The organism is Variovorax sp. 10N420 (assembly GCF_056394705.1).
In genome coordinates this window covers 400281-412022 of sequence record NZ_JBFTIJ010000005.1, presented here as the reverse complement: position 1 = coordinate 412022, position 11742 = coordinate 400281, and the positions used below count along the sequence as shown (strand labels likewise).

General features: G+C 63.4%; 11 protein-coding genes. 1 reads left to right on the top strand and 10 read right to left on the bottom strand.

From position 1 onward, the window contains the following. Positions 1 to 19 precede the first annotated feature (19 nt). The 7 genes from AC1DEK_RS15820 to AC1DEK_RS15790 form a co-directional block, all read right to left on the bottom strand. A complete protein-coding gene (locus tag AC1DEK_RS15820) occupies positions 20 to 901 on the bottom strand; it encodes an SMP-30/gluconolactonase/LRE family protein (protein ID WP_478126195.1) in 882 nt (293 codons plus the stop codon). A gap of 10 nt (positions 902 to 911) precedes the next feature. Beyond that, entirely contained in the window at positions 912 to 2567 is a 1656-nt protein-coding gene (locus AC1DEK_RS15815) for a GMC family oxidoreductase (protein WP_478126194.1), read from the bottom strand. Continuing rightward, the gene (locus AC1DEK_RS15810) at positions 2557 to 3210 is read right to left on the bottom strand and encodes a gluconate 2-dehydrogenase subunit 3 family protein (protein ID WP_478126193.1); all 654 of its coding nucleotides are present in this window, start codon (positions 3208 to 3210) and stop codon (positions 2557 to 2559) included. Before AC1DEK_RS15810 ends, AC1DEK_RS15815 begins: the two co-directional genes overlap by 11 nt. Then, on the bottom strand, positions 3203 to 4126 hold the full coding sequence (locus tag AC1DEK_RS15805; protein WP_478126192.1) for a hypothetical protein: 924 nt from the start codon (positions 4124 to 4126) through the stop codon (positions 3203 to 3205). Before AC1DEK_RS15805 ends, AC1DEK_RS15810 begins: the two co-directional genes overlap by 8 nt. A 4-nt stretch (positions 4127 to 4130) precedes the next feature. Beyond that, a complete protein-coding gene (locus AC1DEK_RS15800) occupies positions 4131 to 5915 on the bottom strand; it encodes a thiamine pyrophosphate-requiring protein (protein ID WP_478126191.1) in 1785 nt (594 codons plus the stop codon). 55 nt (positions 5916 to 5970) lie between these two features. Further along, a complete protein-coding gene (locus AC1DEK_RS15795; protein ID WP_478126190.1) occupies positions 5971 to 6963 on the bottom strand; it encodes an SDR family oxidoreductase in 993 nt (330 codons plus the stop codon). A gap of 523 nt (positions 6964 to 7486) precedes the next feature. Beyond that, the gene (locus AC1DEK_RS15790; RefSeq protein ID WP_478126189.1) at positions 7487 to 9019 is read right to left on the bottom strand and encodes a nitronate monooxygenase; all 1533 of its coding nucleotides are present in this window, start codon (positions 9017 to 9019) and stop codon (positions 7487 to 7489) included. Positions 9020 to 9738: 719 nt separating this feature from the next. Between AC1DEK_RS15790 and AC1DEK_RS15785 the strand changes: the two genes are divergently transcribed. After that, positions 9739 to 10059 carry a hypothetical protein gene (locus AC1DEK_RS15785; protein ID WP_478126188.1) on the top strand — a complete coding sequence of 107 codons (321 nt, stop codon included), beginning with the start codon at positions 9739 to 9741 and terminating at the stop codon, positions 10057 to 10059. A gap of 105 nt (positions 10060 to 10164) precedes the next feature. Here AC1DEK_RS15785 and AC1DEK_RS15780 read toward each other — a convergent pair whose 3' ends face one another. From AC1DEK_RS15780 to AC1DEK_RS15770, 3 genes are all read right to left on the bottom strand, one after another. Continuing rightward, positions 10165 to 10365, bottom strand: coding sequence for a hypothetical protein (locus AC1DEK_RS15780; protein WP_478126187.1), 201 nt, complete (start codon positions 10363 to 10365; stop codon positions 10165 to 10167). A gap of 109 nt (positions 10366 to 10474) precedes the next feature. Beyond that, the gene (locus AC1DEK_RS15775) at positions 10475 to 10735 is read right to left on the bottom strand and encodes a hypothetical protein (RefSeq protein ID WP_478126186.1); all 261 of its coding nucleotides are present in this window, start codon (positions 10733 to 10735) and stop codon (positions 10475 to 10477) included. A gap of 237 nt (positions 10736 to 10972) precedes the next feature. Next, a complete protein-coding gene (locus AC1DEK_RS15770) occupies positions 10973 to 11674 on the bottom strand; it encodes a CBS domain-containing protein (protein ID WP_478126185.1) in 702 nt (233 codons plus the stop codon). Positions 11675 to 11742 lie beyond the last annotated feature (68 nt).

The following is an 11742-nucleotide window of genomic DNA, read 5'->3' as shown; positions in this document are numbered from 1 at the left end:
ATACACGGGGGCGTCATCGTCAACGCACTGCAAACAGACGGGCGATGCCACGCGCGCCGGGATTCACGCGCATCAGGGCGCCAGCCATCGGCTCGCGTTGTTTTTGCTCCGGGCTCATCGCGGAAGAAGCGCTGCTGACATACATCGTCGTGAGGTCATCGCCAGCGAACGCGCACATAGTCGGCTGGCTGACCGGGAGCGTGAGGTCTCGATCGGGCGACCCGTCCTGGTTGAACCGCCGCAGCTTGTTGCCGCCATGAAGCGCGCACCAATAGCCGCCTTCGACGTCGATCGCCGCGCCGTCCGGGATGCCGTGCGCCTTGGGTATGGTCGCGAACAGTCTGCGGTTGGACAGGCGCCCGTCCTGTGGCTCGAAGTCGAAGGCGAAAATCTCTCCGGCATAGGTGTGCGAGACGAAGAAGGTGCGCCAGTCCGCGCTCCATGCCATGCCGTTGTGCAGTTCGGAGGCGTCGGGCTCCTCGCGCAACCCGCCTTGCAGCGTATAGCTGTGCAGTCGGCCCGGCCGCGGCGAGGCATCGGCGTCGAGCGGGTCGAACATCACGCCCACCCAGAAGCGCCCATTCAGGTCGCATGCGCCTTCGTTGAAGCGAAAGAGCGTCGGATCGTAGGGCGGAGGCGTCAGGAGTTCGAGGCTCCCGCTTTCGAGGTCCAGGCGGTGCAGGCCCTGGCGCAAGGCGACGAGCGCGGCGCCATCCGGCAAGAGCGCAAACGCGCCCAGGTCGCTGGTCACCTGCCAGCTTCGCAGCGCGCCGGTATCGATGTCGAGTCGATGAAGCGCCGGCGCCTTGACGTCCACCCAATAGAGCGCTCGTTGATGAGCGACCCAAGTCGGCGATTCGCCGATCTCGGCGCGCATGGCAGTAAGGGGTTCGATGGTCATTGGGCCTCCATCAGAGTTCACGGGCGGCGGCCAGCTTCTTGATCCTGTCCGCAGTTCTGAGGGCGAGGGCCTGGATCGTCAGGGACGGGTTGACTCCCCCGACCGTTGGGAAGACGGAGCCGTCGCATATCCAGAGGTTCAGGATGTCCCAACTGCGGCAATCCGCGTTCACCACGCTCTGGTGGGGATCGGTTCCCATGCGCGCGGTGCCGCCGAGGTGGCAGGTGTCGTCCTCCTGGCGAAAAATATCGGCTGCGCCGATCACCTCGATTGAGCGAGTCATCTGGTCCAGCGCATGCGCGATCAGGGCCTTGTCGTTCGCGCCCCACGTATAGGTGATCCTGGGGACGCGCAACCCGTACGGGTCCGTCTCGTCGGCAAGAGTCACGCGATTGGCTTCGTCGGGCAGCATTTCGCCGACCATCTTCACGCCGATCATGTGGTTGTAGTCGAGCATCGCGGTGCGCAGTCTCTCGCCCCACAGCCCGCGCGCAGCGGTCAGCATCGACACCCACTCGATCGGCAGTGGCCCCTGGCCCATCCAGCAATAGCCGCCATGGAAATCCTTGCGGTCGTCGTAGTTCCAATGCTCTGTGATCGCGAGGCTCGGCGGTCCCTTGTACGAGCGGACCTCCTGCTCCATGCGCCCCCAGACGGCCTGGTTCGACTGGGTCATCAGGTTCTTGCCGACCAGTCCGGAGCGATTCGCCAGGCCATCGGGAAAGCGGTCGTTTGCGGAGTTGAGCAGCAGTCGAGGTGTCTCGATCGCGTAACCGGCGACCACGACATTCCGGGCGCGCTGGAAATGCCACCGGCCCTCGCGGTGGAAGTGCACCCCGACGGCACGGCCGTGGGGGCCCGTCTCGATGCGCCCGACCATCGCGAGGTCGCGAACCTCGGCGCCTGCCGCGAGTGCGCGCGGAATCCACACGGTGAGCGCCGAGCGCTTGGCGTTCGTCGAACAGCCGAACCGACAGAAGCCGCGATAGACGCAAGGCGGCGAGCGGCCCTCCGGCCCCGCGTGCGGCGCCGAGAGCGTCGCGAGCGGCGTTTCGGTCCAGGCCATGCCGAGCGCTTCGCAACCCTTGGCAAGCAGTTTGGCGGCCGTGTTGAGTTCGTGGGCGCGATAGGGATAGCGCGGGCGCGGCGGACCCCATGGGTAGTTCAGCGGGCCGGCGACGTTGAGCTGCCGTTCAACGAGGTCGTAGTAGTGCCACATCTCCTGCCATGAGATGGGCCAGTCCGCGCCATAGCCGAGCGACGTGCGGGCCTTGAACCACTCGGGCCGGAACCGCAGCGACACCATCGCGAAGTGGACCGTCGAGCCACCGACGGCCTTGCCCGAGTTGTTGCCACCCATGTTGATCGGATTGGCACCATCGACGATGCGCCTGTCGGTCCAGTAGAGCTTGTTCTGCGCCGTTTCGTCAGAAGCGAAATCTTCGAGTGGCCGGAAGTAAGGTCCCGCATCGAAGGCCACCACCGAGAACCCGAGTTCAGCGAGCCGGGCGGAAAGAGTCCCGCCGCCGGCGCCCGTGCCGACGATGACGAAGTCCACCTCGTCGGTGTGCCGGTATTCGCGCATCGGCACCCACGCGCCCTCGCGAAAGACGTCCGGCGCTCGCGCATCCTTTGCGCGCGGCGCGCTCAGCGGATCAGACGACATGGCGATTCATCCACTCGGCGTCGTCCCGATCGCCTCCAGGCGTCGCTTCGACGGCTTCCCAGGGGTCGAGTCGGTCGCCGTCGAGTCGAACGTAGCCCCGCGGGCTCGCCGGACCGCCGAAACCAATCTCGTCCCATGCGTTCGGATGACCGTAGTAGAGCGCGGGCACGTCCACCAGCACACGTTGCTTGAAGAACTTCTCGGCGCTCATCCCGCACCAGTGCTCGCCCTTCAGGTGGCCGTGCTGCATCGAATCGATCAGCGCGTCCTTGTCCTGATCGTCGAGACTGCGATACGAGCGGCCTGCATGCCGGTTTTTCGCTTCGACCTCCAGCGCTGCAAGTCCACAGCGCCAGGCGTCCTGCATGGCAGGCATGTCGACCTCGCGAAAGCCTTCGCCCAGATCGCGCAGCAGCTTGGCGTCGAGCAATGCGACGAGCGACACCGGTGGCCGGTCTGGAGCCTGTGGCATGACACGGCGGCAGAGCGCCTCCGCCACGGCCCACTCCTGAGCGGTGAAGAAGCGAGGATGCTCGGGCGTGCGAAGGCGTTCGTCGATGGCCCGCCGGGTCTGCTCGTTCCACGAAAGGGTGTCGCGCTTCGCGAGCACGCGGTAGCCGGGAAACCGTGAAGCTTCAGTCATCGTGGGCCTCCGCCAGCAATGCAAGTGCGGCCAGCCCCGCCAGTGCGAGTCCGGTGAATGAGGGCGGCGCAGGCAGCGGCGGACCGGCGAGCGCGTTCTGGCGCCAGTTTTTCCATCCCCCCATGCCTCGCGATACGCCCCAGGCGTGAAAGGCGACGCCGCACAGCCCCATCAACCCGGTCGCGGCAAGCCACCAGCGCGACAGCGGCCGCGGCGTGTCGCGGCGGCGGCCCAATGCTGCCGCCGCGAGCAGGCCGGCGGCCACGGGCGGCATGGTCACAGGCAGTGCCATCGCAGGGTTGTGGAATGCGCCCCTGAAGTGCAGCAGTCCCGCTTCGGCCGTGGTGCCGAGGAGCGACGCGCTGGTCAGTCCCGCGACCACACGGCCGGCATCGAGGCCAGCGATGCGCGGCGTCGAGCCGGTCGGATTGCTCCGCACGCGCTCGCCCAGAAAGCCCATCAGCCCCGAGAGCGACATGGCGGCTGGCGCGCCGAGCGGGGCTGAATAGAACACGTTCTGCCAGCTCAACCCGCCCACTTTCTTGGTCACGTTGTAGACGTGAAAAGCCGTACCGACCACGCCCACGACGCCGGCCGCGCCGTAAATCAGGTCGCGCCCGAGGTGGGGACGCGCGCGCCGATCCACGTGGCCGTGCATGCTCGCGCCAATCGACAACACAGAGGTGAGGATGGGCGTCCACATCGCCTTGTTGTGGAAGTTGCCCCGGGCGTGCTCCATGGCGCTGTCGAGCAGCACGGACGCCGCCAGCGTGCCAGCCGAGCGGTTGAGCCGCGTGGCGGAGCGCACGATCAACCCCGAAGGGGTTTCGGCGATCTCCGCATGGGGAGCCTCGGTGTGACGGCCGCTTTTGGCCCGGGCGGGTGATGCCAATGCGGCAAGCGCGACTGCTTTCATCGCTTCAGCTCTTGCCGGGAATGACGCTCGCCAGCAGCTCCTTGGCGCTGTTCTTGAGGACGCTTCCGAGCTCGGGTTCGTTGCGCATCATTGTCATGAAGTTGCGCGCGTCCTTTAGGGTGATGTGCGGTGGCAACGGCGGCACGTTGGGGTCGGCCTTGAACTCGATGATGACGGGCCGGTCCGCCTCAAGAGCCTGCTTCCAGCACGACGCGATCGCGTCCGGGTTGTCGCAGAAGATGCCTTTCAGGCCGATCAGTTCCGCGTATTTGTGATACGGGAAGTTGGGAATGGTCTGTGTCGAAGGTGTCTTGCCTTCGCCCAGCTGCACGCGCTCCTCCCATGTGACCTGGTTTAGGTCCTCGTTGTTGAGCACCATGATGATCAAGCGCGGGTCGGACCACCGCTGCCAGTACTTGCTGATGGTGATCATGACGTTCAGCCCGTTCATCTGCATGGCGCCGTCCCCGATGAAGCCGATGACCGGCCGATGCGGGTAGGCCATCTTTGCCGCTACTGCATAGGGCGTCGCCGCCCCGAGTGAGGCCAGTCCGCCCGACAGCGAGCCCATCATGCCGCGCCGCATCTTGATGTCGCGCGCATACCAGTTCGCCACCGAGCCACTGTCCCCCGTCATGATGACGTCGTCTGGCAGCAGCGATGAGAGCTCCCAGAAGATGCGCTGCGGGTTGATGGGCGTCGCGGCCTCCATCGCGCGTTCTTCCAGCGTCTTCCACCACGACGCGACATTGCCTTGGACCGTCTCGCGCCACGCAGTGTTCGTGTTCTGCTCCAGCAGGGGCAGGAGGGCAGCCAGCGTCTGCTTGCTGTCGCCCACGAGCGAGTACTCCATCGGATAACGCAGGCTCACGTTCGAGCCGTTGATGTCGATCTGCACGCCGCGCGCGTCTCCCGGCTTGGGCAGGAACTCGCTGTAGGGAAAGGCCGAACCCACCATCAGAAAGGTGTCGCATTCCTTCATGAGATCCCAACTCGGCTTCGTGCCGAGCAGGCCGATCGATCCGGTGACATACGGCAAGTCGTCCGGGACGACCGCCTTGCCCAGCAGGGCCTTCGCGACGCCCGCGTTCAGCCGGTCGGCCACGGCAATGACTTCGTCAGTGGCGTGCAGCGCGCCCGCGCCGACGAGCATCGCCACCTTCTTGCCGCGGTTCAGGATTTCAGCCGCACGCCTGAGCGCGTCCATGCCGGGCAGGGTCGCCTCGCCTGCGAAACCGACTCCGGTGTGCGTGGCGCCATGCGCCATCGGAGGCTCTTCGTAGTCGAGTTCTTGCAAATCGTTGGGCATGATCACGCAGGTCACCGTGCGTTTGGAATGCGCGATTCGCACGGCGCGGTCGATCAGCGTGCGCACCTGGGTCGGGACGACGGCCGTCATGACGAACTCGCTGGCCACGTCCTTGAAGAGATTTTGCAGGTCGACTTCCTGCTGGTAACTCGCGCCGAGCGCGCTGCGCGCCTGCTGTCCGACGATGGCGACGACCGGCATATGGTCGGCCTTCGCATCGTAGAGACCGTTGAGCAGGTGGATCGCTCCTGGGCCGGAAGTCGCATAGCACAGCCCCACCTGCCCCGTGAACTTGGCGTGGGCCGAGGCCATGAAGGCAGCCATCTCCTCATGGCGTACCTGCACATAGTCCATGAAGTCCTTGGCCTTCTCGAGCGCGACGTCGAGGCCTCCGACGCCGTCGCCCGGGTAGCCATAGACGCGTGACAGTCCCCATTCGGACAATCGCTTCCAGACGAATTCAGCAACGTTTTGGGACATGATGAGATCCTCTGCCAAAGGGAAAAATGGTTTGGAACAGGCGGCGAGCGGGGCGTTAGCGTGAGGCACGTCGAGCCAGGAGGCCCGTGATGGCGAGAAGCGCGAGGCCAACGAGCGCGAAGGCGGCGCTGCGGTGCCGTTCGGTAAACATCTGCCAGCTCCGAGCGCTGGCTTCATCATCGAAGCGGCCGTGCGCTCCGAAGTCGCCAGGCACGGGCGCGAACAGATTGGCTGGTGCGTCGGGACTCGTGGGGTGATCGCTCAGTTGTCCTGAATAGCCGACCTTTGCGAGATACCGGTCCAACAGCCCGGGCGCCACGCGGTTGGCCAGAATGGCCTTGACTGTCGGGAATCCGATCCAGACCTCGCGCCGCTTGTGCGTGGCGGCGAAAAAGATGGCACGGGCCGCGACCTCGGGCTGAAAGATCGGCGCAACAGGCTTCGCGCGACGGCCTGTCTTGTTCAATGCCCAGTCGAACTGCGGCGTGTTGATTGCAGGCAGATCGACGATCGAGAGTTGAATCTTCAGCTTGTCGTGAATGATCTCCGATCGCAAGCTATCGGTGAACCCCCTGATCGCCGCTTTCGCGCCGCAGTAGATCGACTGCAGAGGTACCGAGCGGTACGCCAGCGCCGAGCCAACGTTAACGATCGTGCCGCGGTTGCGCATACGCATCCGACGCATGGCGGCCATCATTCCGTGGACCTGACCGAGGTACGTCACTCGCGTGCCCCGTTCGACCTCGGCCGCAGTGAGATCTGCGACAGGCGCGAACACCGTGGCCATGGCGACATTGACCCAGATGTCGATCGGACCGAGTTCCCTTTCCGCGCGGTCCGCTGCCGCATCAACCTGCTCAGCATCGGCGACATCTGTTGGAATTACCAGCGCTCTAACACCGTGCTTGCGGAGTTCGGCAGCAGTGCGTTCAAGCCGGGCTGCATCGCGCGACATCAAGGCAACGTCGTAGCCGTTCCTAGCGAACTCTTCAGCGGTCGCACGCCCTACTCCAGCGCCAGCACCCGTAACTACAACAATCTTGGACACTCGACCTCCTGAAAATGGGCGGACGCCTCACGCAACACCCAGCTAACTGGGAGGTTCCCCGAAGCACTGCCGCCCAGATAATGGGCGCCGACGCACGGGCGAGCATCGTCAGCCGAGCTCCTCGGTCAATGGCAGACGCGTATTACAAGCACGTACGCGTTTCACTGCCTAGCGATGGCACTGTCGGGTTGGGCTCATCCCGTTGGCGGAAGACTGCAGCAATCACTTTCCTCCCACTCCATGCCACATGCGACGAAGGCATCGGGTGGGCCCTATTCAGAAGACTATCGGGATGGCTTCCATTGCGTCCAGCCTCCAGACCAGCCCGGAGTGACGCAGGAATGGGGCCCTGCGTCGCGGTTCCTCATAGACGGGTCACACAGCCAATACCGGCCTGTTTCGGAAGCTCCAAACGACGCCGTTCACTTCAAAGATCACTGCGACAACTGACGCGATTCCTCTGCCACTCTCAAACGTGCGGATCTCTGGACACTTCAACGGCAAGAATGCAGAGCAAATGGGATCAATCCCCCTCGCAACCCTTCAAGGCGCGAAGGTAGCCATCCAAACTTTGGATGTTCAGCCTGTGCGATTGCGACATCTCCGCTATTTCATTCTGGAGGCGTTTCTCGCGCAGTCGAGGCGCTAAGGCGTCCAGCTTCCTGGCCACCCAGAACTGAGCGCGATTGAAAAACTTCAATCGTTTTCTCAGATTGGGAATGGCCATCCATCTGTCGTAGAACTCGCCGGTACGCGTGCTCGGCACCGCATTGCAGGCTTGTATTCCCCGGATCAGCACGCCGCACCATCTGACCTCGTCTTTCGATAAGCCGCGCGCTATCACTCTGAGCGCTCCATCACCGGCGTCGCGGGCAAGTTCCATGGACACGCGAGCGCCGGCGCGTTCTGCCTCCAGCAGTTCGTTCAATGCGCCAACCACCTCCTCATTGTCTGCGAGCTCCACATACGCCTCCTCGATTTCACTGGCGTAGCAGACCGGCGAGGAGACTTCAACCTTTTCGGCGACGGTTTCGGTGGGGAGAAACAACGCCGCCGCAGCCTCGAGCGCAATGCTCCCGATACGCTCGGCGGCAGCCCGAACGTCCCGGATGCGCGCCGCACCTTCTCCCGCGTAAAGAGCCATGGCCTCCAAGTCCCCGGTCGTGATTCGCAGAGGTGAGTCGGTGCTGAACAGATAAACCGGTCGATCTGCTTCGCGGCCGATCGGCGTCAATGCATGCCCAAACGGCTCACCCCGCTCACCTCGAGTCACGCTGTTTTGCAGCACCCGAACCTGTGCATCAGATGGCCAGTTGATGTGAAACGCGTGCGTCAGGATCGTGTCGCCGTCGCGCGAGTCGACAATCGCCTCCTTGTGGAAGTCGTGGGCGAACGACTCGCGTGTTGCCAGCAAAGCGGTCCCGAGCACCGCACCCTGTGCGCCCAGCGACATGACGCCCGCCACGTCCTGACCATCTGCCAAACCTCCTGCTGCAAGGACCGGAACGTCCACCTTGGCAAGCACGTGAGCGAGCAAGTCGTGCAATCGGTGGCTGCCGCGCACATGACCGCCGGCCTCCCTCCCCCGCGCGATCAGGACCTGGGCTCCGGCTCTCTGTGCCCATAGTGCCTCTTCGACACTGCCGATCTGGCACATGACCATCGTGCCCGCATCGCGGAAGCGTTCAATGATGGGTTGCGAAAGATCCCAGAAGAGGCACACCACGGGCACCTTCAGATCGATGCAGGTGAGTACTTGTTCATCGAGCAGCTTCTTTGAAGTGGCCGCGGGAATGATGCTCACGCCGAATGGGCGACTCGTCGACGATCGAACCTTCTCGACCTCTTGCCGGATCAGACGCGGTGATTCCCTCACCATCCCGAGCAGACCGAAGCCGCCGGCATTGGTTACTGCGCACACGAGCTCCGAGCGCGCAACTCCACCCATCCCCGCCAGAACCAGGGGGTATCGGCAATCCAGCAGATCGCACACGGGCCGATATAGCACACCGGAGCGCAAAGGCTCACCGGTAGGTGGCCGATCAGAGACCGTCATGGGCAGGTCCTGGCTCGATGGGACGACATGTGTTCTCTCCTATACGGCCGGCAGCACTCCAGCAGAGTTGAGGCGATCTTCAGTTGCAGTCGCATCGCGCCCGCGTTGAACACATTTTTGCGCGGGCGAACGCTGCTTGTAAAACGAGATTTATTGCTGTTTGAATGCGATCTTTCATTATCAATCTTGAAGGCGACCATGGATCTGCCGCTCGCGGAGACTTTCCTGCGGATCGTTCAAGTCCGAAGCTTTCTGCAGGCTGCTGGGCAGCTGCACGCCACTACACCTCGCTCAGGCGCAGGATCAGAACTTTCAAGGAACTGCTGTGATGCAGTCTGTTCGTGCGAAACAAGTCAGGCGCTGTCCTGACACTGGGGGCGAACAGTTCCTTCCACATGCGCCGAGTCTGACGCAGGTGTCGGAGCGTGCGAGACACCTGATGGCCGTGCCCGCAGGCCGTCGCGCTGTCTTGACGACCGGCTGCGAGATCATCCCATGACCTTCAGTGGTTGCTCCGGGATGCGCTCGGCCGGGCCGAATGTTTCGCCTCGACAGTGGTCTTGCCGAGCAGTCACTGAGACTCTCGTCCTGCAGTTGCTCGGCCGATATTCGTCCTCTGGATCGGGAAGCCCCCGGAACTCAATCAATCAACGCGCCTCTAAAAATATGCGGCGCAATCGGATGTCACATCTAGGATCAGTAGAGGCACGGAGGCGATCATGCAAAGCACAATTGGTCTTGTCGAGCAGCACATCCGGGAATCAGAGGCGCGTCTGCGTCATATCGACGAACTAATGGCGCGGTCGAGCCACCGCCCCATTGATGCGGCCGCAGTTCCTCAAGTCCACACACTTCTGATTCACACCGAAAAATCTCGCGCGAAGCTGGCGAATGAACTTCAAGACCTCCGCCGAGGAAGCATCCACGGCGCTGACCAGGCTCTGGTCCGCCGCAGCGAGGGCCTTAAATCTCTTCTTGAGGCAGTGGGAAGGCAATTCGAAAAGGCCCTCTCTGGGATTTTCGATTGCCGCGGACTGTAGTTGCAGGTGCTCGAGGGACGTTTCCGGCTACACCGGACGCTCATCGGCATTCGCCATGCCACCGCCGGCACGACGACGTACGCGTCTTGTAGCCCAATGCAGGCTTCAGTCCCGCACCGGATGAAGCTTCTCGTACCGTGCCGCCTCCTCATCGAACAGCTGAGTCAGATGCATGAATTCAGCCAGACAGGCAACCGTTGCGAAGATTGCAAGGATCAGTCGAAGCGGGCCAATCGCCCCGATGACAGTCGACAGGAGTCGAAAGGAAAGGAAGGTCGCCGCTACGCTGATCGAAGCGGTGATCATCAGGATGCCCAGGCCTTGCGCTCCGACTGCCAGGCATCTCACCCAATATGTCGAGAGAAGCATCGGCATCGTGTTCACTGATGGCATGCATGGCGATATCAGGCCCGCGCTACGGAGCTTTGGAACGCGCTTCGCGAACTCGGTAGTCAAGAAGCTTCGCTCGAATGAGGTCACCGGGGCGACCGCCTCTCTCTTCCTCATCGCACGCATCGGCGACCTCGGCACAAAGTGATACGACAGCCATCGAGAAACCCCACAGCGCGTCATCAATCTGCTCCTCGGTGCCGATCAGGCCGTAGCGGATCGCCAGCGCCTTGAGCAACCCACGGGGATCGCGCGCGGCGGCACTCGTTGCCTCGCCTTCGGTCATGATGTCTTCCTTTCTGCGTAGTGACTCTCACCGCGCCTTGATAGGAGTGCAGGTGCCGGTGCTCGGGTGCTCGCGACGGGCGGTTTTCAACAGCGTCGAAGCGGCCTCCGTGCTCTCGCCTGGGGGCCCGGGCGCGGTGCCTCGCCCGGCGCTGATCCCAAGGTCGAGTCCATATCCACTGGCCTGCCGGAGAGCGCGCGCGTTCTCGATCCTCTTCGGGAGAGTACGGCGCCTGCATCAGAAGATGGTCTGCAGTTCGCTCTCCACCCCGCGCTCGTCCTCGACGCCGCGTACCCCTGGAATGTTCTCTGCCGCGATGCGTGCAGCTTCTTTCTGACTCTCTCCCTGGACGAAACCGATGAAGCGGACCACGCCTTGATTCACGACAACGCTGGACCATGTACCCACCCACCACGGTTGCTTTGCAAGCTCAGCCAAGAGCCTTGCACGGATCTCAGCGTCCTCGAGCGGTCGCGAGGGCGCCGCGGCAGGTGCGCACATCCGCGCGAGGGCGCGGACCAGGTCGGCGCGTGTCACGAGGCCGACCATGCGCCCGTCGCGAATGACGGGGACACGGCGGATGTGACGTGCTTCGAAGATCGTGGCGAGCCGGTTCAGCGGGGCATCTTCCGCGACGGACACTACATTCCGGTCCATCACATCGCGAGCATGGACGCCGTGCGATTGGACGTATGCCAGGGGGCGCGGATCAATCTGAAGCAGCCGCTGCCACCAGTTGCGCTCGTCGGCCGTGCTCTCCGTGCCGAGCTCGTGCCGGTGCAAGAGGTCACCGACGCCGACGAAGCCCTGCACCCCTTCGTTCTCGACCACCGGAACACCGCTGATGCGGTGCTTCAGCAAAATGTCCACCACCTCGCGAAGTTCCGTGGCGGGTTTCACCGTGATCACTGCCCGTGTCATGACGTCGCTGGTTTGCATGTTCGCGCTCCTTCGAATCCAGGTCCACGAAAACATGATGCGCGCTCCGCAGGTCCGGGTAAAACGAT